The sequence below is a fragment of the Amycolatopsis sp. CA-211722 genome (genome assembly GCF_056828465.1).
On the sequence record NZ_CP184752.1, the window covers coordinates 294,124 to 317,331 of the forward strand.

At 68.9% G+C, this 23,208-nt stretch carries 24 protein-coding genes and 1 riboswitch; of the genes, 7 read left to right on the forward strand and 17 right to left on the reverse strand.

From position 1 onward, the window contains the following. Positions 1-65: 65 nt before the first annotated feature. Positions 66-395 carry an ArsR/SmtB family transcription factor gene (locus ACOCEP_RS01385; RefSeq protein WP_482335367.1) on the forward strand — a complete coding sequence of 110 codons (330 nt, stop codon included), beginning with the start codon at positions 66-68 and terminating at the stop codon, positions 393-395. Positions 396-399: 4 nt separating this feature from the next. After that, a complete protein-coding gene (locus tag ACOCEP_RS01390) occupies positions 400-2,070 on the forward strand; it encodes a SulP family inorganic anion transporter (protein ID WP_350586285.1) in 1,671 nt (556 codons plus the stop codon). Here ACOCEP_RS01390 and ACOCEP_RS01395 read toward each other — a convergent pair. The 12 genes from ACOCEP_RS01395 to ACOCEP_RS01450 all read right to left on the reverse strand — a co-directional run bounded on the left by ACOCEP_RS01395 (position 2,044) and on the right by ACOCEP_RS01450 (position 15,996). Next, complete coding sequence (locus tag ACOCEP_RS01395; protein WP_052120855.1) at positions 2,044-2,754, reverse strand: FadR/GntR family transcriptional regulator; 711 nt, start codon at positions 2,752-2,754, stop codon at positions 2,044-2,046. The genes ACOCEP_RS01390 and ACOCEP_RS01395 overlap by 27 nt on opposite strands. Positions 2,755-2,842: 88 nt before the next feature. Further along, positions 2,843-4,225, reverse strand: coding sequence for an L-serine ammonia-lyase (locus ACOCEP_RS01400; protein ID WP_482335368.1), 1,383 nt, complete (start codon positions 4,223-4,225; stop codon positions 2,843-2,845). A 16-nt stretch (positions 4,226-4,241) separates the two neighbouring features. After that, positions 4,242-5,243: a lipoyl synthase gene (gene lipA, locus ACOCEP_RS01405; protein ID WP_360124342.1), complete on the reverse strand. Its 1,002-nt coding sequence runs from the start codon at positions 5,241-5,243 to the stop codon at positions 4,242-4,244. Then, positions 5,240-6,508, reverse strand: coding sequence for a serine hydroxymethyltransferase (gene glyA / locus ACOCEP_RS01410; protein WP_482335369.1), 1,269 nt, complete (start codon positions 6,506-6,508; stop codon positions 5,240-5,242). The genes lipA and glyA overlap by 4 nt, the downstream gene beginning before the upstream one ends. A 1-nt stretch (position 6,509) precedes the next feature. Further along, positions 6,510-6,887, reverse strand: coding sequence for a glycine cleavage system protein GcvH (gene gcvH, locus ACOCEP_RS01415; RefSeq protein ID WP_038509617.1), 378 nt, complete (start codon positions 6,885-6,887; stop codon positions 6,510-6,512). Between the two features lie 17 nt (positions 6,888-6,904). Next, positions 6,905-7,996 (reverse strand): glycine cleavage system aminomethyltransferase GcvT, encoded by a 1,092-nt coding sequence (gcvT, locus tag ACOCEP_RS01420; RefSeq protein ID WP_482335370.1) that lies wholly within the window; start codon positions 7,994-7,996, stop codon positions 6,905-6,907. 8 nt (positions 7,997-8,004) lie between these two features. After that, positions 8,005-10,836 (reverse strand): aminomethyl-transferring glycine dehydrogenase, encoded by a 2,832-nt coding sequence (gene gcvP, locus ACOCEP_RS01425; protein ID WP_482335371.1) that lies wholly within the window; start codon positions 10,834-10,836, stop codon positions 8,005-8,007. 145 nt (positions 10,837-10,981) lie between these two features. After that, positions 10,982-11,075: riboswitch (glycine riboswitch) on the reverse strand. 167 nt (positions 11,076-11,242) lie between these two features. Continuing rightward, positions 11,243-11,617: a four-helix bundle copper-binding protein gene (locus ACOCEP_RS01430; RefSeq protein ID WP_482335372.1), complete on the reverse strand. Its 375-nt coding sequence runs from the start codon at positions 11,615-11,617 to the stop codon at positions 11,243-11,245. 149 nt (positions 11,618-11,766) lie between these two features. Further along, positions 11,767-12,534: a 3-oxoacyl-ACP reductase gene (locus ACOCEP_RS01435; RefSeq protein WP_470250454.1), complete on the reverse strand. Its 768-nt coding sequence runs from the start codon at positions 12,532-12,534 to the stop codon at positions 11,767-11,769. Between the two features lie 45 nt (positions 12,535-12,579). Beyond that, positions 12,580-13,941, reverse strand: a complete 1,362-nt coding sequence (locus ACOCEP_RS01440) for an aldehyde dehydrogenase family protein (RefSeq protein ID WP_482335373.1) — start codon at positions 13,939-13,941, stop codon at positions 12,580-12,582. After that, positions 13,938-14,651 (reverse strand): gamma-glutamyl-gamma-aminobutyrate hydrolase family protein, encoded by a 714-nt coding sequence (locus tag ACOCEP_RS01445; protein WP_482335374.1) that lies wholly within the window; start codon positions 14,649-14,651, stop codon positions 13,938-13,940. The genes ACOCEP_RS01440 and ACOCEP_RS01445 overlap by 4 nt, the downstream gene beginning before the upstream one ends. Continuing rightward, on the reverse strand, positions 14,632-15,996 hold the full coding sequence (locus ACOCEP_RS01450) for a glutamine synthetase family protein (protein WP_482335375.1): 1,365 nt from the start codon (positions 15,994-15,996) through the stop codon (positions 14,632-14,634). The genes ACOCEP_RS01445 and ACOCEP_RS01450 overlap by 20 nt, the downstream gene beginning before the upstream one ends. Before the next feature lie 228 nt (positions 15,997-16,224). Here ACOCEP_RS01450 and ACOCEP_RS01455 point away from each other — a divergent pair, with 228 nt between their 5' ends. Then, positions 16,225-16,749: a YflT domain-containing protein gene (locus tag ACOCEP_RS01455; RefSeq protein WP_482335376.1), complete on the forward strand. Its 525-nt coding sequence runs from the start codon at positions 16,225-16,227 to the stop codon at positions 16,747-16,749. A 128-nt stretch (positions 16,750-16,877) separates the two neighbouring features. On the opposite strand, the gene ACOCEP_RS01460 is transcribed toward ACOCEP_RS01455, so the two are convergent. Both ACOCEP_RS01460 and ACOCEP_RS01465 read right to left on the reverse strand, forming a co-directional pair. Then, a complete protein-coding gene (locus ACOCEP_RS01460) occupies positions 16,878-18,146 on the reverse strand; it encodes a DUF1700 domain-containing protein (protein WP_482335377.1) in 1,269 nt (422 codons plus the stop codon). Next, positions 18,143-18,466 (reverse strand): PadR family transcriptional regulator, encoded by a 324-nt coding sequence (locus ACOCEP_RS01465; RefSeq protein ID WP_034323457.1) that lies wholly within the window; start codon positions 18,464-18,466, stop codon positions 18,143-18,145. Before ACOCEP_RS01465 ends, ACOCEP_RS01460 begins: the two co-directional genes overlap by 4 nt. Positions 18,467-18,628: 162 nt before the next feature. On the opposite strand from ACOCEP_RS01465, the gene ACOCEP_RS01470 reads away from it, so the two are divergent. Genes ACOCEP_RS01470 through ACOCEP_RS01485 form a run of 4 tightly spaced genes read left to right on the forward strand, consistent with a single transcriptional unit; the run spans position 18,629 to position 20,951 of the window. Next, a complete protein-coding gene (locus ACOCEP_RS01470; RefSeq protein WP_126733537.1) occupies positions 18,629-19,006 on the forward strand; it encodes a GntR family transcriptional regulator in 378 nt (125 codons plus the stop codon). Continuing rightward, positions 19,003-19,890: an ABC transporter ATP-binding protein gene (locus tag ACOCEP_RS01475; protein ID WP_482335378.1), complete on the forward strand. Its 888-nt coding sequence runs from the start codon at positions 19,003-19,005 to the stop codon at positions 19,888-19,890. The genes ACOCEP_RS01470 and ACOCEP_RS01475 overlap by 4 nt, the downstream gene beginning before the upstream one ends. Then, positions 19,887-20,576 (forward strand): ABC transporter permease, encoded by a 690-nt coding sequence (locus ACOCEP_RS01480; RefSeq protein ID WP_482335379.1) that lies wholly within the window; start codon positions 19,887-19,889, stop codon positions 20,574-20,576. The genes ACOCEP_RS01475 and ACOCEP_RS01480 overlap by 4 nt, the downstream gene beginning before the upstream one ends. 27 nt (positions 20,577-20,603) lie before the next feature. Further along, a complete protein-coding gene (locus ACOCEP_RS01485; RefSeq protein ID WP_482335380.1) occupies positions 20,604-20,951 on the forward strand; it encodes a DoxX family protein in 348 nt (115 codons plus the stop codon). A gap of 63 nt (positions 20,952-21,014) precedes the next feature. Here the strand turns inward: ACOCEP_RS01485 and ACOCEP_RS01490 are convergent, their stop codons facing one another. The 3 genes from ACOCEP_RS01490 to ACOCEP_RS01500 are packed head-to-tail and all read right to left on the reverse strand — an operon-like array spanning position 21,015 to position 23,200. Then, positions 21,015-22,205: an MAB_1171c family putative transporter gene (locus ACOCEP_RS01490; RefSeq protein ID WP_482335381.1), complete on the reverse strand. Its 1,191-nt coding sequence runs from the start codon at positions 22,203-22,205 to the stop codon at positions 21,015-21,017. Next, positions 22,202-22,759 (reverse strand): hypothetical protein, encoded by a 558-nt coding sequence (locus tag ACOCEP_RS01495; RefSeq protein ID WP_482335382.1) that lies wholly within the window; start codon positions 22,757-22,759, stop codon positions 22,202-22,204. Before ACOCEP_RS01495 ends, ACOCEP_RS01490 begins: the two co-directional genes overlap by 4 nt. Continuing rightward, positions 22,760-23,200: a helix-turn-helix domain-containing protein gene (locus ACOCEP_RS01500; RefSeq protein WP_034323476.1), complete on the reverse strand. Its 441-nt coding sequence runs from the start codon at positions 23,198-23,200 to the stop codon at positions 22,760-22,762. Between the last annotated feature and the right edge of the window lie 8 nt (positions 23,201-23,208).

Below are 23,208 nucleotides of genomic sequence, written 5' to 3' on the forward strand. Positions count from 1 at the left end.
GGGAAAGTCACCAAACTGCCTCCTGTTCACAACTTGAAGAATTCTTCATTTGATAATGTGGTCAGATGCCCGTCCCCCTGTACCAGGCCAAGGCGGAGTTCTTCCGCATGCTGGGCCACCCGGTCCGGATCCGTGTGCTGGAGCTGCTCGCCGAAGGCCCGAAGGCCGTCCGCGAACTGCTCGCCGAGATCGAGGTCGAGGCCTCCAACCTCTCCCAGCAGCTGGCCGTCCTGCGCAGGTCGGGAATCGTCACTTCGACCCGCGAGGGCTCGACGGTGGTGTACGCGCTCGCCGGCGGCGACGTCGTCGAGCTCCTGCGCGCGGCCCGGCGCATCCTCACCGAGCTGCTGGCCGACCAGAACGCCCTGCTCGTCCAGCTGCGCGACGCGGAGTGACGGCGTGGCGGGTCTGAGACTTTCGGAACTGCGCTCGCTCCTGCCCGGACGTGAAGACCTGCGGACGCTCAAGCGCGCTCCCCGGCGCGACCTCACAGCGGGCCTGACCGTCGCGATCGTCGCCCTGCCGCTGGCGCTGGGCTTCGGCATCTCGTCCGGTCTCGGGGCCGAAGCCGGGCTGGTCACCGCGATCGTCGCCGGCGCGCTGGCCGCGATCTTCGGCGGCTCCAATCTCCAGGTGTCCGGGCCGACCGGCGCGATGACCGTGGTGCTGGTGCCGATCATGGCCACGCACGGGGCGGGCGGCGTGCTGACGGTGGGCCTGCTCGCCGGGGTCTTGCTGCTCCTGCTCGCGGTCGCCCGCGCCGGCCGGTACATGCGCTACGTGCCGACGCCGGTGGTCGAAGGCTTCACGCTGGGCATCGCCGGGGTCATCGCGTTGCAGCAGGTCCCCGCCGCGCTCGGCGTCGCCACCCCGGAAGGCGAGAAGGTGGCCGTCGTCGCGGCGAAGGCGGTGGCCGATTTCGCCGGGCATCCCGCCTGGCCCTCGATCGCGATCGCCGCCGGGGTCGCCGCCCTGATGCTGCTCGGCGCGAGGTGGCGGCCGTCGATCCCGTTCTCGCTGGTCGCGGTGGCCGTCGCGACCCTCGTGAGTCATTTCGCGCAGCTGCCGGTCGCGCGGATCGGCGCGCTGCCCAACGGTCTTCCCGCGCCCTCGCTGGACTTCCTGGATCTGTCGACCTTGGGCGCGCTGGCGCCCTCCGCCGTCGCGGTCGCGGCGCTGGCCGCGCTGGAAAGCCTCCTGTCGGCCACGGTCGCCGACGCGATGAGCGTCAACGAACGCCACGACCCCGACCGGGAACTCTTCGGACAGGGTCTCGCGAATCTCGTCACCCCGCTGTTCGGCGGCGTGCCCGCCACCGCGGCGATCGCGCGCACCGCGGTCAACGTCCGTGCCGGGGCGAAGTCGCGGCTGGCCTCGTTCACCCACGCGATGGTGCTGGCGGTGATCGTCTTCGCGGCGGCGCCGCTCGTGGCCACGATCCCGATCGCGGCGCTCGCCGGGGTGCTGCTGGCCACCGCCGTCCGCATGGTCGAGGCGGGTTCGGTCCGCGCGCTCCTGCGCTCCACCCGGCGTGACGCGCTGGTCCTCGTGCTCACCGCGGCGGCGACCCTGATCCTGGACCTGGTCACCGCGGTCATCCTCGGTCTCGTGGTGGCGGGTGCACTGGCGCTACGGGCGATCGCGAAGGCGGCTCGCATCGAAGAAGTGGCGCTCGATCACGCCGATCACGTCGCCGAGGAGCGGGCGCTCCTGGACGAGCACATCGTCGCGTTCCGCCTCGATGGACCGCTCGTCTTCGCCGCGGCGCACCAGTTCCTGCTGGAGCTGTCCGAGGTCGCCGACGTCCGGGTGGTCATCCTCCGGATGTCACGGGTGTCGGCCATCGACGCCACCGGCGCCCTCGTCCTGCGCGACGCCATCGAACGCCTCGAACACCGCGGGATCACGGTCCTGGTGTCGGGGATCAGACCCGGCCACGAGAAGGTGCTCGACGAACTCGGCGTCGCGGACCGGCTCCGCGCGGAGGGCCGGGTCTTCCCGGATACGCCGCACGCCATCGATTTCGCGCACGCGCTGCTGACCTCAAGCGAGGAACGCGCGAAGCAGTGACGCGGTCCCTTCGACGTGTTCCGTCATCGCCCGGCGGGCCGCCTCGGAGTCCCCGGCGAGGATCGCGTCGACGATGGCCTCGTGCTGGGCGTTGGAGTGCTCCAGGTTCGGTTCGAGCAGCGGGATCATGTCGAGCAGCTGGTTGACCCGCATCCGCGCGTCGGCCATCGCCGTGGTCAGCGAGCCGGACGCGGTGACCTCGGCGATCGCCAGATGCAGCCGCGAATCCTTGCGCCGGTAGTCGCCGACGTCGGCCGCCGCGGCCTCGGCGAGCGTGCTGGTCAGGTGCTGGCGGTCGGCCGGGCTGAGCGAACGCGAGGCCGCCATCTCGGCGGCACCGGTCTCCAGGACGTGCCGGAGGCCGAGCGCGTCCTCCAGCGTGGCGTTGTCGACCTTCCGGCCGTCGGCGGCGGGCGGGTCGGGCAGGACGTCGTTGACGAACGTGCCGCCGTACCGTCCGCGCCGCGACTCGACGTAACCCGCGTCGGACAGCGCGCGGATGGCCTCGCGCAGCGTCACCCGGCTGACCCCGAGCCGCTCGGCGAGCTCACGTTCCGAGGGCAGCCGCTCCCCCGCGCCCACCACGCCCAGCCGGATCGCCTGGAGCAGCCTTTCGACGGTCTCCTCGAAGGCGTTGCCCGCGCGCACCGGGCGGAACAGCGCGTCACCCGCTTTCGACTCCACCACTCGAGTTTAGGCGGCCCGCAATTCGTCCTCTGGATGCGGTACTTGCGTGTGCAACTACCGCATCCAGAGGACTAAACGCGAGGGGTCAGCACTCGATGACGTTCACGGCGAGGCCGCCGCGAGCGGTCTCCTTGTACTTCACGCTCATGTCGGCACCGGTCTCGCGCATCGTCTTGATCGCCTTGTCCAGGGTCACGACGTGCGAACCGTCGCCGCGCATAGCCATCCGCGCCGCGTGGATCGCCTTCGACGCGCCGACGGCGTTGCGCTCGATGCACGGGATCTGCACCAGCCCGCCGACCGGGTCGCACGTGAGCCCCAGGTGGTGCTCGACGCCGATCTCGGCGGCGTTCTCCACCTGCGCGGGTGAACCGCCGAGGACCTCGGTGAGCCCGGCGGCGGCCATCGCGCTGGCCGAACCGACCTCACCCTGGCAACCGACCTCGGCGCCCGAGATCGACCCCGTCTGCTTGAGGATCGAGCCGATCGCGCCCGCGGTGAGCATGAACGTCACGATGCCGTCGTCCGACGAACCCCGGATGAACCGCTGGTAGTAGTGCAGAACGGCCGGGATGATCCCCGCCGCGCCGTTGGTCGGCGCGGTGACGACGCGGCCACCCGCGGCGTTCTCCTCGTTGACCGCCAGCGCGTACAGGCTCACCCAGTCCATCGCGTACAGCGGGTCGCCGACGCCGTCCTCGGCGAGCAGCTTCTCGTGCAACGCCTTCGCGCGCCGAGGCACCTTCAGCCCACCCGGCAGGACGCCTTCGTGCTCGCAGCCGTTGCGTACGCATTCCGCCATGACCTGCCAGATCTCCAGCAGCCCTTCGCGGATCTCCTCGCGGGTGCGCCACGCGAGTTCGTTGCGCAGCATGATCTCGCTGATCGGCAGCCCGGTGTCCTCGCAGTGCTTCAGCAGGTCCGCGCCGGTGCGGAACGGGAACTCCAGCTTCGTCGAGTCCTCGACGACTGGAGCATGGTCAGCGTCGGTCTCGTAGGACTCGTCCCGCACGAACCCGCCACCGACGGAGTAGTAGGTGCGCTCGCGCAGCACCTTCCCGTCGGCGTCGAACGCGCGGAAGATCATCCCGTTCGGGTGCGCCGGCAGGGATTTCCGCCGGTGCATGGTCAGGTCGGTGTCCTCGGTGAACACGATCTCGTGCTCGCCGCGCACCTTCAGCCGGCAGGTTTCGCGGATCGCCGCGATCTTGCCGGGCACGGTGTCGGTGTCGATCTCCTCCGGACGCTCCCCGGACAGCCCGAGCAGCACGGCCTTGTCGCTGCCGTGCCCGAACCCGGTCGCGCCGAGCGAGCCGAAAAGCTCGCTCTGCACGCGTGCCGTGGCGGCGAGGTCACCGTCGGCCGCCAGACCGTCCACAAAGGTCAGTGCGGCGCGCATCGGGCCCACCGTGTGGGAGCTGGAGGGGCCGATGCCGATCGAAAACAGGTCGAAGACGCTGATCGCCATTGATCTGCCCTCCTTCCTATCTGGCCAGCAGTGAGCTGGCCTCTTGGGCCGCGGGCCCTTCGGCGGCGAGATGGGCCAAATTCTCCGACAGCGCTTCGCCGCGGTGGGCCTTCGTCTGGGCGAAAAGGCGACCGGCCCGATACGACGAGCGTACGAGCGGCCCGGCCATCACACCAGCGAAGCCCATCGCTTCCGCTGCCTTCGAATGCTCGACGAACTCTTCGGGCTTGACCCAGCGATCCACCGGATGATGCCGCGGCGACGGGCGCAGGTACTGGGTGATCGTGAGGATCTCGCAGCCCGCGTCGACCAGGTCCTTCATCGCCGGAGCCACCTCCTCCGGCGTCTCACCCATGCCGAGGATCAGGTTCGACTTCGTCACCAGACCGGCCTCACGAGCCTTCGTGATGACCTCCAGCGACCGCGCGTACCGGAAACCCGGCCGGATCCGCTTGAAGATCCGCGGCACCGTCTCCACGTTGTGCGCGAGCACCTCGGGACGGGAACCGAAAACTTCGGCCAGCTGCTCCGGATCCGCGTTGAAATCCGGGATCAACAGCTCGACACCGGTACCCGGGTTCAACGCGTGGATCTGACGGACGGTCTCCGCGTACAGCCACGCGCCGCCATCCTCCAGATCGTCGCGCGCCACACCGGTCACCGTCGAGTAGCGCAAGCCCATGGCCTGCACCGACTCCGCCACCTTGCGCGGCTCGGTCCGGTCCAGCGCTTCCGGCTTGCCCGTGTCGATCTGGCAGAAGTCACACCGTCGGGTGCACTGGTCGCCACCGATCAGGAACGTCGCCTCGCGGTCTTCCCAGCACTCGTAGATGTTCGGACAACCGGCCTCCTCACACACGGTGTGGAGGCCTTCACGCTTGACCAAGCCCTTGAGCTCCGTGAACTCCGGCCCCATGCGCGCACGGGTCTTGATCCACGGCGGCTTCTTCTCGATCGGGGTCTGCGCGTTGCGGACTTCCAGCCGGAGAAGTTTGCGCCCCTCGGGGAGCGCGCTCATCGGTTGAGATCCGCGTACAACGGGTGCTTCTTGGCCAGCAGTTCGACCCGGGCGGCCAGCGACTGGCGCAGGTCCTCGTCGAAGTCCGGGCGCAGCGCCTCGGCGATGATGTCGGCCACCTCGGCGAAGTCCTCGGCGCCGAAGCCGCGGGTCGCCAGCGCCGGGGTGCCGATACGCAGGCCGGAGGTGACCATCGGCGGACGCGGGTCGAACGGGACGGCGTTGCGGTTGACCGTGATACCGACCGAGTGCAGCCGGTCTTCGGCCTGCTGACCGTCCAAAGTGGAGTTGACCAGATCGACGAGCACCAGGTGTACGTCGGTGCCGCCGGTCAGCACGCGGACGCCGGCCTCGCTGCAGTCCGTACGCGAGAGGCGGTCGGCCAGGATCTTCGCGCCTTCGAGCACACGCTGCTGACGCTCGCGGAACTCCTCGCTCGCGGCGATCTTGAGCGCGACGGCCTTGGCGGCGATGACGTGCTCCAGCGGACCGCCCTGCTGGCCGGGGAACACCGCCGAGTTGATCTTCTTGGCGAGTTCCTGGCGGGACAGGATGATGCCGCCGCGCGGGCCGCCGAGGGTCTTGTGCGTGGTCGTGGTGACGATGTCGGCGTAGGGCACCGGGCTCGGGTGCAGCCCGGCCGCGACCAGACCGGCGAAGTGCGCCATGTCGACCATGACCTTCGCGCCGACCTCGTCGGCGATACGGCGGAACTCGGCGAAGTCGAGCTGACGCGGGTACGCCGACCAACCGGCGATGATCAGCTTCGGCTTGTGCTCCTTGGCGAGGCGCTCGATCTCCTCGATGTCGACGATCCCGGTCTCTTTGTCGACGTGGTACGCGACCACGTTGTAGAGCTTGCCCGAGAAGTTGATCTTCATCCCGTGGGTCAGGTGCCCGCCGTGGGCGAGGTCGAGCCCGAGGATGGTGTCGCCGGGGTTGAGCACCGCGACCATGGCGGCGGCGTTGGCCTGCGCGCCCGAGTGCGGCTGGACGTTGGCGTGCTCGGCGCCGAAGAGCGCCTTCGCGCGGTCGATCGCCAGCTGCTCGATCACGTCGACGTGCTCACAACCGCCGTAGTAGCGGCGGCCGGGGTAGCCCTCGGCGTACTTGTTGGTCAGCACCGAACCCTGCGCCTCGAGCACGCCCACCGGGGCGAAGTTCTCCGAGGCGATCATCTCCAGGGTCGACTGCTGCCGGTCGAGTTCGGCCGCGACGGCGGTGGCGACCTCGGGGTCCACTTCGGACAGGGCAGCGTTGAACATCTCAGTTCTCCTGGGTCAGGACGGCGTATGCCTGGGCGTCGAGCAGGGCGGGCACGTCGCCGGTCAGACGCACCTTCAGGAGCCATCCTTCGGCGTACGGGTCCGAGTTGATGAGCTCGGGGGTGTCCGTTGTGGCCTCGTTCACCTCGACGACCTCGCCGTCCACGGGTGCGTACAGCTCGCTGACCGATTTGGTCGACTCGACCTCGCCGAACACCTCGCCCGCGGTGACGGTGTCGCCGACCGAGGGGAGCTGGACGAACACGATGTCACCGAGCGACTCGGCGGCGAAGGCGGTGATGCCCACGGTGGCGACGCCGTCGGCGACGTTCAGCCACTCGTGTTCCTTCGTGTACTTCAGGTCCTGGGGAATGCTCATGATGTCGGAAGGGCCTTTCAGGCGCGGGAGTAGAAGGGCAGGGCGACGACCTCGACGGGCTCGACACGGCCCCGGATGTCGACGGAAAGCTCGGTGCCGGGCTCGGAGTGCTCCCGGTCCACGTAGGCCATGGCGATCGGGTAACCCAGCGTCGGCGAGAGGGCACCGCTGGTGACCTCGCCGATCTCGGTCTCGCCCGCCAGGACGGTGTAGCCGTGACGCGGCGCACGGCGGCCGGAGCCCTTGAGCCCGACGCGGACCCGGGGAACGTCCTTCTTGGACAGCTCTTCGAGCGCGGCCTTGCCGACGAAGTCGTTCGGCTTCTCGAACTTGACCACACGGCCGAGTCCGGCCTCGAACGGGCTCAGCTGGAGGCTGAGTTCGTTGCCGTACAACGGCATTCCGGCTTCGAGACGCAGGGTGTCGCGGCAGGCGAGGCCGGCCGGGAGCAGTCCGTGCGGCTCGCCGGCCTCGGTGAGGATGCGCCAGACGGCGGGTGCCTCACCGGCCGGGACGTACAGCTCGAAGCCGTCCTCGCCGGTGTAGCCGGTGCGGGCCAGCAGGACGTCGTGGCCCTTCACGACGGCCGGGACGCTCGCGTAGTACTTGAGCGCGCCCAGGTCGGCGTCGGTGACGGCGCCGAGGATCTCGACGGCCTTCGGACCCTGGACGGCGATCAGCGCGACGTCCTCGGACTTGTTCTCGACGACCGCGTCGAAACCCGAGACCCGCTCGGCCAGCGCTTCGGCCACCACGGCGGCGTTGCCCGCGTTGGCCACGACCAGGAACTTCTCGTCGGCGAGGCGATAGACGACCAGGTCGTCCAGCACGCCGCCGTTCTCGTCGCAGATCATCGTGTAGCGCGCCCGGCCCGGCTTCACGCCGGACAGGTTGCCGACCAGCGCGTAGTCGAGGGTGTCGGCGGCCTGCGGGCCGGTCACCTCGATCTCGGCCATGTGCGAGAGGTCGAACAGACCGGCGGCCTCGCGGACCGCCTTGTGCTCCGCCAGTTCGCTGGAATAGCGGATCGGCATCGACCAGCCCGCGAAATCGGTGAACAGCGCACCCAGTCCTTTGTGGACTCCGTGCAGGGACGTCTCTTTCGACATCAAGTGCCTCAGTTCTCGTAGGCGTTGAGCGGCGGGCAGGAGCAGACGAGGTTACGGTCCCCGCGCGCACCGTCGATGCGGCGCACCGGAGGCCAGTACTTGGACTTGCGGTTCACTCCGGCGGGGTACACCGCCAGTTCACGGTCATACGGCAGGTCCCACTCGCCGACGAGGGTCTCGGCGGTGTGCGGGGCGTTGCGCAGCGGGCTGTTGTCCGCGGCCCACTTGCCCTGCGCGACGGCGTCGATCTCCGCGCGGATGGCGATCATGGCCTCGATGAAGCGGTCGATCTCGCCGAGGTCCTCGGATTCGGTCGGCTCGACCATCAGCGTGCCCGCGACCGGGAACGACATGGTCGGGGCGTGGAAGCCGTAGTCGATGAGGCGCTTCGCGACGTCGTCGACGCTGACGCCGGTCTCCTTGGTGAGCCCGCGCAGGTCGAGGATGCACTCGTGCGCGACCAAGCCGTCCTGACCGGTGTAGAGCACCGGGTAGTGCTGGTTGAGGCGCTTGGCCACGTAGTTCGCGGCGAGCACGGCGACCTGCGTCGCGGCGGTGAGCCCGCCCGCGCCCATCATGCGGACGTACGCCCACGAGATCGGCAGGATCGACGCCGAGCCGTACGGGGCGGCGCTGATCGGGCCGACACCGGTCTCGGGTCCGGCCTTCTCCAGCAGCGGGTGGTTCGGCAGGTACGGCGCGAGGTGCGCGCGGACCGCGACCGGGCCGACGCCGGGGCCGCCGCCACCGTGCGGGATGCAGAAGGTCTTGTGCAGGTTCAGGTGCGAGACGTCGCCGCCGAACTCACCCGGCTTCGCGAGCCCGAGCAGCGCGTTGAGGTTCGCGCCGTCGACGTAGACCTGGCCGCCCGCGTCGTGGACGATCTTGGCCAGCTCGTCGATGCCGTTCTCGTACACGCCGTGCGTGGACGGGTACGTGACCATGATCGCGGACAGCGTGTCGCGGTTGGCCTCGACCTTGGCGCGGAGGTCTTCGAGGTCGACGTTGCCCTCGTCGGTGCACTTGACCACGACGACGCGCATCCCGGCCATCACCGCGGAGGCGGCGTTCGTGCCGTGCGCGGACGACGGGATCAGGCAGACCTCGCGTTCGGTCTGGCCGTTGGCGTGGTGGTACGCGCGGATCGCGAGCAGACCGGCGAGCTCGCCCTGGCTGCCGGCGTTCGGCTGCAGCGACACCTTGTCGTAGCCGGTGACCTCGGCCAGCCAGCCCGACAGCTGCTCGACCAGGGTGTGGTAGCCCTCGGCCTGGTCGGCGGGCGCGAACGGGTGGATGCCCGCGAACTCGCGCCAGCTGATCGGCTCCATCTCCGTGGTGGCGTTGAGCTTCATCGTGCAGGAGCCGAGCGGGATCATGCCGCGGTCGAGCGCGTAGTCGAGGTCCGAAAGGCTCCGCAGGTAGCGCAGCATCGCGGTCTCGGAGCGGTGCGAGTGGAAGACCTCGTGGGTGAGGTAGTCGCTCTCGCGCTTCAGGCCGCTGGGCAGGGCCTGGACGCTTTCGGTCTTGTTCTCGATGCCGAACGCGTTGAGCACCTTGGCGATGATCGCGGGCGTGGTGACCTCGTCGACCGCGATGCGGACGTGGTCGGCGTCGACCGGGCCGAGGTTGATCCCGTTCTCCCGCGCGACCGCGACGACCGCTTCGGCCTGGCCGGGCATGCGGGCGAGGACGGTGTCGAAGAAGCCCTCGTGGACGACCTCGACGCCACCCTCGCGCAGCGCTCCGGCAAGCCCGGCGGCGAGTTCGTGGACGCGGGTCGCGATGCGCTTGAGGCCGTCCGGACCGTGGTAGACCGCGTACATCGCGGCGAGCACGGCGGGCAGGACCTGCGCGGTACAGATGTTGGAGGTGGCCTTCTCGCGGCGGATGTGCTGCTCGCGGGTCTGCAGGGCGAGGCGGTACGCGGGGTTGCCGTCGGCGTCGACCGAAACGCCGACCAGGCGACCCGGCAGCGAGCGCTCGAGCCCGGCGCGGACGGCCATGAACCCGGCGTGCGGGCCGCCGTAGCCGAGCGGGACGCCGAAGCGCTGGGTGGAGCCGGCGGCGATGTCGGCGCCGAACTCACCCGGCGCGGTGATCAGCGTGAGGGCGAGCAGGTCGGCGGCGACGGTGTACAGCGCGCCGGCGGCCTTCGCGGTCTCGGAGATGGCGGAGTAGAAGCCCGCGCCGCGCAGCACGCCGGAAGCGCCCGGGTACTGGACGACGACGCCGAAGAACTCCTCCGGCAGGCCGGTGAGCAGGTCGCGGACCTCGACCTCGACGCCCATGGCCTCGGCGCGGGTGCGGACGACGGCGATGGTCTGCGGCAGGCACTCGGCGTCGAGGACGACCTTGTTCGACTTCGCCTTCGACGCGCGGCGCATCAGCATGACGGCCTCGGCGACGGCGGTGGACTCGTCGAGCAGGGAGGCGTTCGCGGTGGCGAGACCGGCCAGCTCGGAGACCATGGTCTGGAAGTTGAGGAGGGCTTCGAGACGGCCCTGCGAGATCTCCGGCTGATAGGGCGTGTACGCCGTGTACCAGGCCGGGTTCTCCAGCACGTTGCGGCGGATGACCGCCGGGGTGACCGTGTCGTGGAAGCCGAGGCCGATCATCTGCGTCATCGGCTTGTTGAGCGCGGCGAGCGCGCGAAGCTCGGCGATGGCGTCCTCTTCGGACGCGGCGGGGGGAAGCTCGAGATCGCGGGTGACCCGGATCGCGGACGGCACCGCGGCCTGCACCAGGGCATCGAGGCTGCCGTAGCCGACCTCGGCGAGCATCTTGGCCTGCTCGGACTCCGAGGGGCCGATGTGCCGGTCGTCGAAGGACGTACTGGTCAAGGGAGCTCCTTGGGTCAGGCGCCGGATAGACCGGTGCGCTGGGAACTCCCCCTCTGTCATGGCACCTGAGAGTTTCACCACCCGTGAACGGGATGGCTTTCACCTTGGGTGAGACGCACTTGCGCGCCTGCTTTCCAGAGTGGCCTCGCGTGAAGCGGTAGTGGGTACCTGAGAGATTCCGGGGAGTTTGCTCCTTCGGTGCCCCACCACGTTCATGGGGGCTCTCCCGCTCCAGCTCGACGGCCCTGTCTGAAGTTGTGCGCACACCGTACCTGGCGTGTTCGACGCACGTCTACTTCCAGCCGAGCACGTCACTTGCGTGCTTGGAGCCGTCACTCGCGTGATCAGAGCCGTAACTCGTGAGTTACGCCTTCAATCACGCGAGTCACGGCCCTGATCACGCGAGTTACGCGCTCTCCATCATCATCTCGGCGGTGATCGTGCCGCAGAGCTCGGCACAGCGCCTCATCATGTCGGCCGCGTCGGCGAGCTCGGCGTCGCCGGTCTTGGCGCACTCGTCGGCGCACAGGCGCATCATCTGGGAGGCGAGCCCGCACATCTTCGCGCACATGCGCATCATCTCGAGGTCGGCGACCATCGCGGAGCAGCGCATCATCATGTCGGCGCACATGCGGGACATGTCGGCGCAGGTCACCATCATCATCCCGAGTTTCGCGCCGCCCCGCTCCATGCAGCGCGTCATCATCTCCTCGCAGCGGACGTGGCACTCGTTGCACAGGTCGATGCAGTCACGCATGGCGGTGCTCATCTGCCGGGTCATGCTCGGGCCTCCTGGGTGGTCCTGGATGCTGGATTCGCACTCTCAGGACTACAGCGCAGGTCAGCGGGTCGCCATCCCAACCACCGGGACGAGTGACGTCCCGCGTGGCTCCGGTCCGACCGCATTTAGAGGACTAAACGCGGGCAGGGTCAGAGCGGTGTGACGTAGGCACCCGAGATGCCGCCGTCCACCAGGAACTGCGAAGCGGTGATGAACGAGGCGTCGTCGCTCGCCAGGAACGCGACCGCGCCCGCGATCTCCTCCGGCTCCGCGAACCGACCGACCGGCACGTGCACCAGCCGCCGGGCCGCCCGCTCGGGGTCCTTCGCGAACAGTTCCTTCAGCAGCGGCGTGTTCACCGGCCCCGGGCACAGCGCGTTCACCCGGATGTTCTCCCGCGCGAACTGCACGCCCAGCTCCCGGCTCATCGCCAGCACCCCGCCCTTGGACGCGGTGTAGGAGATCTGCGACGTCGCCGCGCCCATCACGGCGACGAACGACGCCGTGTTGATGATCGAGCCCTTCCCCTGCCTCTGCATATGCGGCAGCACCGCCTTGCAGCACAGGTACACCGAGGTCAAGTTGACCTTCTGCACCTTCTCCCACGCGTCGATGCCCGTGGTGAGGATCGAGTCGTCCTCGGGCGGGGAGATACCGGCGTTGTTGAACGCGACGTCGACCGAGCCGAAGGTGTCCACAGTGGTCTGGAACAGGGCCTCGACCTGCTCGGCGTCGGTGACGTCGGCCTGCACGAACAGGCCGCCGACCTCGTCGGCCGCGGCCTTCCCGGTCTCGGCGGAGATGTCGCCGATGACGACCTTCGCGCCTTCGCTCGCCAGCCGCCGCGCGGTGGCGAGGCCGATCCCGCTGCTGCCGCCGGTGATGACGGCGACGCGGCCTTCGAAACGCTGAACCATAGCTATTCCTCCGTGCTGATGGTCTTGATACGAAAAGAGACCAGCTCACTCTGTGCTGATAAAGAGGTTCTTGGTCTCGGTGAAGGCGTCGACGGCGTCCGGCCCCAGCTCACGGCCCAGCCCGGACTGCTTGAACCCGCCGAACGGCGTCCAATACCGGACGGACGAATGCGAATTGACCGACAGGTTCCCCGCCTCGACACCGCGCGCGACGCGGAAGGCGCGGCCGACGTCGCGGGTCCAGATCGAGCCGGAGAGCCCGTACTCGGTCTGGTTCGCCATGGTCACCGCGTCCGCCTCACCGTCGAACGGGACCACGGCGACGACCGGGCCGAAGATCTCGTCCGAGGCCAGCGGATGCCGCAGATCCGGCGGGGTGACGACGGTCGGCGCGAACCAGTATCCGGGGCCGACCGGCGCGCTGCCCCGGAAGGCGACCGGCGCGGAATCGTCCACATAGGACGACACCTTCGCGTGATGCCCCGCCGAGATCAGCGGGCCCATCTCGGTGATCTCCAGCCGCGGATCCCCGACGACGACGCCGTTCACCGCGGGTTCCAGCAGCTCCATGAACTTCTCGTACACGCTCGACTGCACCAGGATCAGCGACCGCGCGCAGCAGTCCTGCCCGGCGTTGTCGAAGACGCCGTACGGCGCGGTGGCCGCGGCCTTCTCCAGGTCGGCGTCGGCGAACACGATGTTCGCGTTCTTGCCGCCGAGCTCCAGCGTCACGCGCTTCACCTGCGCGGCGCAGCCCGCCATGATCTGCTTGCCGACCTCGGTGGAGCCGGTGAACACCACCTTCCGCACCGCCGGATGGTCCACGAAGCGCTGCCCCACCACGGATCCCTTGCCGGGAAGCACCTGGAAGACGTCTTCGGGGATCCCGGCCTCGCGGGCGAGTTCGCCGAGGCGGATCGCGGTGAGCGGGGTGAGTTCGGCGGGTTTCAGCACGACGGTGTTCCCGGCGGCGAGCGCCGGTGCGAACCCCCAGCCCGCGATGGGCATCGGGAAGTTCCACGGCACGATCACCCCGACCACGCCCAGTGGCTCGTGGAACGTCATGTTCACGCCACCGGGCACCGGGATCTGCTTGCCGCTCAGCCGTTCGGGCGATGCCGAGTAGTACGTCAGCACGTCGCGGACGTTGCCCGCCTCCCAGCGCGCGTTGCCGATCGTGTGGCCGGCGTTGGCGACCTCCAGCGCGGCGAGGTTCTCGATGTCGGCATCGACGGCGTCGGCGAACCGGCGCAGCAGCCGCGCCCGGTCGCCGGGGGCCACCGCGCGCCAGGCGGGGAACGCCGCGTGCGCGCGGGCGATCGCCGCGTCGGTCTCCTCGGCCGAGGTCAGCTCGACCGACCTCACCACCTCTTCGGTGGCGGGGTTGATCACCTCGAACGTGGTCATTCGCGCTCCTTCGCAGCTTTCACCAGCGCTTCGAAAAGCCTGATGTCGTCGGGATTCTGTTCGGGATGCCATTGGACGCCGAGTACGAACCCGTCGCCGGGCAGCTCGGCAGCCTCGATGGTCCCGTCGGCGGCCCAGCCGACCGGGACCAGCCCGTCGCCGAGCCTGTCGATCGCCTGATGGTGGTAACACGGCACCTTGGTCTCGGCGCCGAGGATCGACGCGGCGCGGCTGCCCTCGGCAAGCGTCACCGTAGTGGTGCCGAAGGTCGCGGGCGCGGGCTGGTGATCCTTGTTGTCCACCGTCTCCGGCAGATGCTGGACGAGCGTGCCGCCCAGCGCGACGCTGAGCACCTGCATCCCGCGGCACACGCCGAGCACCGGTTTCCCACTGTCCAAAGCGGACCGCAGCAGGCCGAACTCGAAGGCGTCCCGGTTCGGCCTCGTGTACGTCGTCGCATGCTGCTCCTGGCCGTAACGTGCCGGGTCGACGTCCGCGCCGCCGACCAGCACGAGACCGTCCACGGCGGAGATCAGCCGATCGTGTGCCCCGCTCACCGGCGGCAGCAGGACCGGGATCCCGCCCGCCGCGACGATCCCGTCGACGTAGACCCGATGGAGCAGCGCCGCTTCGGTCTCCCACACCAGGAACTTCGCGGGCTCCAGATAGGACGTGAGCCCGATCAGGGGTTCAGAGGCGTTCGAAGCCACGGATCCTCTCCCAGTCGGTGACGGCGGCGTCGTACGCGGTGAGTTCGACCTTCGCCGCGTTCAGGTAGTGGTCGACGACCTCGTTCCCGAACGCGGACCTCGCGAGTTCGCTCCCGTCCAGCAGCGCCGCGGCCTCCCGCAGGGTGGTCGGCACGGTCGGCTTGGCGGAACCGTAGGCGTTCCCGTGGAACTCCGGCTCCAGCTCCAGTTCGTTCTCGATACCGTGCAGCCCGGCCGCGATCAGCGCGGCCACCGCGAGGTACGGGTTGACGTCGCCGCCGGGGACGCGGTTCTCCGTGCGCAGCGAGTCCCCGTGCCCGACGACGCGGAGCGCGCACGTGCGGTTGTCCGTGCCCCACGCGACGGCCGTCGGCGCGAAGCTCCCGGGCACGAACCGCTTGTAGGAGTTGATGTTCGGCGCGAAGAAGTAGGTCAGCTCACGCAGTCCGGCCAGCTGGCCGGCGAGGAAGTGCTCCATCAGCGGCGAGAATCCACCTGGTCCGTCTCCGGCCAGGACGGGCTCGCCCTCGGCCGAGCGCAGGCTGATGTGGATATGGCAGGAGTTGCCCTCGCGTTCGTTGTACTTCGCCATGAACGTGAGGCTCTTGCCCTCCTGCGCGGCGATCTCCTTGGACCCGGTCTTGTAGACGCTGTGGTTGTCGCAGGTGGTCAGCGCGTCGGCGTAGCGGAACGCGATCTCGTGCTGGCCGGGGTTGCACTCGCCCTTGGCGGACTCGACGTACAGACCCGCCCCGCCCATGTCGTTGCGGATGCGGCGCAGCAACGGCTCGATCCGGGCGGTGCCGAGCATCGAGTAGTCGACGTTGTACTGGTTGGCCGGGCGAAGGCCCTGATAGCGCTTGTCCCAGGCTGCTTCGAAGGTGTCGTCGAAGACGATGAACTCGAGTTCGGTGCCGACGTAGGCGGCGAGACCGCGCTCGGCGAGCCTGTCGAGCTGGCCGCGCAGGATCTGGCGCGGCGACGGGGCCACGGCGCCGCCTTGTACCCGTTCGAGGTCGGCGAGGACGAGCGCGGTGCCGTCCTGCCACGGGAGCAGGCGCAGCGTGTCGAAGTCCGGGCGCATGACGAAGTCGCCGTAGCCGGTCTCCCAGGACGACATCGCGTAGCCGTCGACGGTGTTCATGTCGACGTCGACGGCGAGGAGGTAGTTGCACGCTTCGGTGGCGTGCTCGACGACCTCGTTCAGGAAGTACTCGGCGGCGCAGCGTTTGCCCTGCAGCCTGCCCTGCATGTCGGTGATCGCCACCAGCACCGTGTCGACAGTGCCTTCCTCGACCAGTTCCCGGAGCCGATCGAGCGTGAGCATGCCGCGCCTGTTCGCCATCAGCCTCACCTAAAGGTTCGATGCGGTACCTTTGCGGCTTCTTCCTACCGGGTCGCCCGAGCTCGGTCAACTCGGTCAATGGTCTGATTCGTTATCCATTGCACACCGTAGTTGATCCCTGGGCGGATTGTCTGCGATGCCCGGCTGAGAAGATGCTGTGAATCCCGCCGCACCGGGAGGAGATCCGCGCATCCGGGACGTTGTACGGATCAAGAGAGGTGAGAAGGAATGACACAGGCATTCACGCAGCAGACCACGTTCACCGAGCCCCAGGGGCGGGCTCAGCTCCCGACGCTGCCCAGCGGGTGGCCGATCGGCTCCTACGAGTCGTACTCCGAAGCGCAGCGTGCCGTCGACCACCTCGCGGGAACGGACTTCCCGATCACCGACGTCACGATCGTCGGTGTCGAGCCGATCCTGGTGGAGCGCATCGCCGGACGCATGGGCTGGAGCAAGGTGCTGACCAGCTCGGCGCTGTCCGGCGCGATGTTCGGTGTGTTCCTCGGGCTCGTGCTGAGCCTGCTGAACCCCGGCGCCGGGCTGGTGCCGATCCTCGTCGGCCTCGTCGGCGGTATCGGGTTCAACCTGCTGTTCGGCGCGCTGGGGTACGCGGCTTCCAAGAACAAGCGCGGGTTCATCTCGCAGAGCCAGCTGGTCGCCCGGCGTTACGACGTCCTGGCCCAGCCGCGCAACGCCGAGAAGGGCCGCGCCCTGCTGGCCGACCTGGCCGCCAGGAGCGCGTTCAACCACTGAACCTCACCCCACGCGAGCCGGCACCTCTCCACGAGGTGCCGGCTCGCGGCTTTCATCCGCATTTCGTCCTCTAAATGCGGTGGTTCGCATCGCCAACTACCGCGTTGAGAGGACGAAACGCGGGTCACCTAGCGCGTCGGCTGGGCGGGGGTCGACGGCGGCGCCGCGGACGAGGGCGGAGCCTGGGCGGTCACGGAGGGCGGAGCCTGGGCGGTCGTGGAAGGCGGCGCCGGGGTGATCTTCGGGATCGCCGCGCTGAACGGCACGTCCGTCCTTTCCAGACAGTAGCTGCGGTAACCGTTGTAGCCGTTGAGGTTTCCGTCGTGGTCCTGGACTCCCCGCTCGAGCCGCGGCCGCGGATAGCGGTTGTCGTCGCCGATCTTCCGCTTCTCGCTCGTGCTCTGCTCGCAGGCGTACCGGGTCGTGCTGAGCGGACGACCGTTCTCGTCGTAGAGGTAGATCTCGGTCAGCGGCTTGCCCTCGGCGTCGAACGCGTAGATGTTCTCCACGTCCTGGCTGCCGTACGTCAGCTGCGGGTTCCCGTAGCTGTCGTTGTAGTTCGGCGTGTAGCCGCTGTTGTAGGAACCACCGCCATAGGACCGCTTCGCGATCAGGTCGACCGCCGCGCCCGCGCCGCCGAGCATGCTGCCGACGACGAACGCCGAGACCGGCACGGCCAGCCACAGCAACCGCCGGTCGGCCTTCAGCTTCGGGCCGGCCCAGAGCACCGCGACGGCCGCCAGCAGCATCAGCGGCAGGAGCAGCACGGCTTCGGTGTCGCGGAGCACGAGCAGCAGGCCGAAGACGACCAGCACCGCCGCGCACAGCACCCACCACGCCGGCTTGAGCGTGCGGAAGTAGTTCAGCCCCTTGCCGTTCCGGTCCTTCTGGAACGAGGCCGCGATCTCGCGGAGCTTGACCACCTCGGGCAGTTCGGCGATCGGAGCGACCCCCTTCCGGACCACGTAGGCGACGCTGATCGCGAGCACGGGCGCGACGAAAAGCAGGCCCAGCAACGGTTCCACCCGGACCCACACCGCGGCGGCGAAGCCGAACAACGCGAAGCCGCCCACGGAGAACACCAAGCCCCAGAACGCGAACCGCGCTCCGCCGATCCCGGTCTTCACCTTCAGCACGGTGGTCTTGTCGCCCGCCTCCGCCGGGCGCGGCGGGTAGCCGCCGGACGCCCGCAGCTCGGCGGCGTAGCTTTCGGGGCTGCCCAGCCGCTCGATCAGGGCGTCGACCTTCGGGTTGTCCCCCAGCTCGGCCTCCATCTCGGCGAGATGCGGCCGGACGTCTTCGAGGATCTCCTCGACTTCGCTCTCGGGCAGGTCGGCGAGCGCGCTCCTGACCCTCGCCAGATACACCCGCACGGCGGTCGGATTCTGCGTGCTCATGCTGCCTCTCCCAACAGGCTGTTCATCGTCGTGGCGAAAGTCCGCCAGGTCTGCCCCGACTCTTCGAGCCGCTGGCGACCCGGCTCGTTGAGGCTGTAGTACTTGCGGTGCGGGCCTTCCTCGCTCGGCACCACATAGGACGTCAGCAGGCCCGCCTTGTACAAACGCCGGAGCGTCCCGTACACCGAAGCGTCGCCCACCTCCTGCAACCCCGCGATACGAAGTCTTCGGAGCACGTCGTAGCCGTAGCCGTCCTCTCCGCGAAGCACGGCGAGTACGGCCAGGTCCAGCACGCCCTTGAGTAGCTGACTGATCTCCACAGTCGCGTCCCTCCCAGTCTTACGCAACAGAAGGTACCACGCATTGCACAGTAGTGCGCACGGCGGAGGCGACTTGCGCCGAACCGGTGGTTCATGGGTTACTTAGTCCAGTAATGAACCACAGCACCAATGAGGTGCTCGAAGACTGGGGACGGAGGTGTCGTGCTCGACGAAGGAACACCCCTGTTCGCGCAGATCGCCGAACAGATCGCCGACGACATCGCCGAGGGAAGCCTGGCCGAGGGGGAACGCGTGCCGTCAACCAACGAACTCGCCGCCTTCTACCGGATCAATCCGGCGACGGCGGCCAAGGGGATCAACGTGCTCGCCGATGACGGCCTGCTCGAAAAGCGGCGCGGTATCGGCATGTTCGTCGCCGCCGGCGCCCGGCAGAAGCTGCTCACCGACCGGCGGCAACGGTTCGCCGAGCAGTACCTCGACCCGATGCTCAGCGAAGCAAGGCGCCTCGGCATCGACGACGAAACCCTGATCTCGCTCATCCGCGGGAACGGACACCGGAACGGAGGACCCGCCGCATGACGCCGACCATTTCGACCACCGGCCTGACCCGGCGCTACGGCGACCATCTCGCGCTCGGCGATGTCTCGGTCGACATCGAAGAAGGCAAGATCACCGGCCTGCTGGGCCGCAACGGCGCCGGCAAGAGCACCTTCCTGCGCATCGTCACCGCGCAGGAGTTCGCCAGCGCCGGCTCGGTCCGCGTGTTCGGCGAGAACCCGGTCGAGAACGAGCGCGTGCTCAAGCGCCTGGTGCTCGTCCGCGAAGACCAGCAGTTCCCGGATTTCAAGGTGCGGCACGCGCTTTCGGCGGCATCGTGGTTCTATCCGAACTGGGACCAGGAGCTCGCCGACACGCTTCTTCGCGATTTCGACCTGCCGACGAAGCGGCAGATCAAGAAGCTCTCGCGAGGCATGCGCTCGGCGCTGTCGATCACGATCGGGCTGGCGGCGCGAGCGGAACTCACGCTGCTCGACGAGCCGTACGCGGGCCTCGACGCCGTCGCGCGACAGCTGTTCTACGACCGGCTGCTCGACGACTATTCGGCCAACCCGCGCACGATCCTGCTTTCCACGCACCTGATCGACGAGGTGGCCGATCTGCTGGAGCACGTGGTGATGATCGACAAGGGCCGCGTCGTCCTCGACGCGGCGGCCGACGAACTGCGCGGCTCGGCCGTCACGGTCTCCGGCCCCGCCCTCGCGGTGGACGATTTCGTCAGCGGACGCCGGGTGCTGCACCGCCGCAAGATCGGCTCGCGCGCTTCGGTCACCGTCGCCGACGCGCTCGATCCGGCCGCGACGGCGAAAGCGAAGGCCCTGCACCTGAAGCTCGAGCCACTTTCCTTGCAGCAGCTGATGGTGCACACCTCCAACGGACAGACCGCAGAGGAGGCGTCCGCATGAACACCCTGATCAACGTCGCGCGCTACCACCTGGTGGACCGGCTGCAGTACGTCGTCCTCCCGGTCGGCATCACGTTCTTCGCCTTCGGGGTGAATCTCGCGATCTTCTCGCTGCTCCCCGAGACACCGGACGAGAACTACTCCGGCGGCCTGCTCACGCTGTACGTGTTCATGCTCGTCTGCGGCGCTTTGAGCATGACGAAGTCGCTCCCGTTCGGGCTCGCGCTGGGCGTGTCGAGGCGGTCGTACTACCTGGGCACGATCCTGCTGGTCGCCGGGCTGTCCGCGCTGTACGCGGTGGGGATCGTCGTGTTCCAGGCGATCGAGGACGCGACCGATGGCTGGGGCCTCGGCCTCAACTACTTCCGGGTGCCGTGGCTGCTCGACGGTCCCTGGTACCTGACCCTGCTCACGTCGTTCGTGTTCCTGACGCTGATGTTCGTCTACGGCATGTGGTACGGCCTGATCTACCGGCGTGCCGCGGTGGTGGGGGTCGTCCTGTTCGGCGCCGCGCAGGTCCTGGTGCTCCTGGGCGGGGTGCTGCTGCTCAGCTGGACCGATTCCTGGCCGAAGCTCGGCGATTTCTTCAGCACGCTGACCGTCGGCGGCGTGACCGGGGTGCTCGCCATCCTGGTCTGCGTCGCGGGCGCGGGCGGATTCGCCACGATGCGCCGCGTCACCGTCTGAAAGTCCTTCCACACCAAGGAGTTCGTCATGGCCGTGACTCATGTGGTGCTGTCGGTACTGCTGGCCGCGATCTTCGCCGTGCTGGGGGTGGCGAAGATCGCGCGTCAGCCGGCGTTGGTCTCCCGGACCGAGAGGCTCGGCTTCTCGGTGCGGGGGATCCAGGGGATCGGCGCACTCGAACTCGCGGGAGCGGCGGGGCTGGTGGCCGGGTTCTTCTGGCGGCCGCTCGGGGTCGCCGCCGCGGTCGGGCTGGTGGCGTTGCTGATCGGGGCGGTGGTCTTCCACCGGCGGGCGGGTGACGGGATCAAGGACGTCGCCCCGCCGATCTGGCTCGCGCTGGTCGCGGCGGCGGCCGCCGTCACCGCGATCGTCTAGGCGTAACTCGCGTGATTGAGGGCGTAACTCGTGTATGACGCCTTCAATCACGCGAGTTACGGCTCAAAACACGCGAGTTCCGGATTCGCGCACCCGGTCGCGAACGCGTCCGACCACCGCGGACCGTCGCCAGGCGCGGGTGACCTCCACCAGCCACGCCGCTTCGGTGGCGATGTCCGGCTCGTCGAGGTAGGTCGCCGGTACGTCGTCGGGGGCGTACCGGCGGCCGGCCTCGGAGGCGACGAGCGCGGCGGCCAAGGTCGCGGCCTCGACCGTCGCGGCTACGCGGGCTTCGGGGATCTTCGCCTTGCGTGCTTCGGCTTCCGCGACCGGCGGGAGATCCGGATCGAAGTAGGGCCGCAGCGCGAGATGACCGTCGCGGATCTCGATGACCCTGCGGTACAAGGCGAATTCGACGCCGCCCGGCATACCGGGCCCCGGGTCCAGCGCGATCCCCGGGACGGCTTCGCGCAGCGCGGCCCACAACGGTTCGATCCGGCGGTACATCCGGTACGCGCCGATCAGCCGGAACGGCGCGGCCAGCGCGGGCCCCCACACGCTGAGGGTCGCGCCCGCCCCGGCGAGCCCGACGCTCAACGCCGCCAGAATCGCCGAGAACGTGTCCTCACCGGCGTCGACCGCGCCGGTGGTGGCGAGGATCCGGATGTCGTCGACGTCCCAGAAAGTCCAGCCCAGCGCGGAAACCCCGCCTGCGACGAGCAGCCACAACCCGATGCGAAGCGGGCCGGGAGCGGCGTGCCGCGCGAAGCGGGCGAAGACGACCGAGAAGGTCAGCAGGCTGATCAGACCGTAGACGAGGAAAAGCACGTTGTACGCGACGAACCAGCCGAGCCTGCCGGGCCCGGCGGCGGTGTGGTCGCCCACCCGGTAACTGCCGGACAGGAGGAAGAGCGCGGTTTCGGCGACCACCACGGTCCAGGAAAGCACCGCGTGCCAGCCGATCCGGTTGCCCTCCCCCAGTTTCAGTGACCGCGCGAACGCGACCGCGAACGCCATCGCGCCGATCTTGAGCAGATCGGCGGCGAGGTTCAGCAGGCTGCCGATCGGTTCTTCGACCCCGACCGCGTTCTCCATGGCCGGGGTGAGCAGCATGATGCCGCCCGCGATGCAGATCCCGAAGGCGCTGAGGAGCCACATCCGTCGCGGCGGCTGCGTGTGGCGGGCCTGGATCAGCTTGTAGCCGAAGCCCGCGAAAGCCACCACGCAGCAGAAGTACGCGATGGTCTCGGTCACGGCCGCTTCCGGCTGCCGAAGAGATCGTCGACCCTCGCCATCCCGCCGGCGAGATCGCTCCCGCTCTCTTCGGGACGCGAGGCGCCGCGCACCGCCGTCCGCGCGACCCGGTGCGCGAGGAGGCTGGCGACGAGTTCCGCCTCCTGCTCCTCGACGGCGTTGTAGCTCGTGCGGCCGAGGACGCGGCGGACGAGTTCGGGCGAGAGGTTCGGCATGAGGGTCTTGCCTGCGGCGGCGTCGAGCACGATCCCGTCGGCCCCGGCGTCCGAACCGACGTGCCCGCACACCAGATGCCCGACCTCGTGCAGCAGGATGTGCCGCCGGTGCAGGGCGGTGGTGTTGGTCGGATAGAGGATGTAGTCCGCGCGTTCCGTGCTCATCAGCAACCCGCACGGGCCGCTGGACGGAACGCTGACCTGCATCAATTCGATGGGACGGCCGCGTTCGGCCGCCAGCTCCGCGACGAAGGACCCGGCGTCGAACGGTTCGGGAAGGGTGACGCCGTCGGCGAGACTCCGGCAGCGGCGCCACAACTCCTTACGGCGACGGTCCACTCACGACTCCTTCTTCGGGCCGCCCCGTCCGGATTCCCTGCGGGCGATCGCGTCGATCATGTCGCTGATGGTGTCGAGCCCGTCGGGGGAAAGCGTTACGGCCCGCAGCGCGACGTCGCGGACACCGGCGTCGCGAAGGGCGCCGAGAAGCGCGAGCTCTTCGGCGATCTTGGCGCTCTGCTCGTCGTCGAAGAAATACGCGGGCGAGACGCCGAAGAACTGCGCGAGTGCCTCCAGGTGGCGTTTCGTCGGATTGTCGCGACGCCCCGTGCGCAACTGCCACAGGTACGTCGTCGAAAAGCTTTCGCCGGTCGCTTCGCGGCAGGCCTTGGCGACCTCCTCGTGGCTGTACGGCTCGCGATCGGGTCTCAGCACGATCTGGAACAGCTTGTCGATCTTCTCGGCGAGCGTCGTCTTACCGGGCTCGGTCGCGGCCACCATCCCACTCC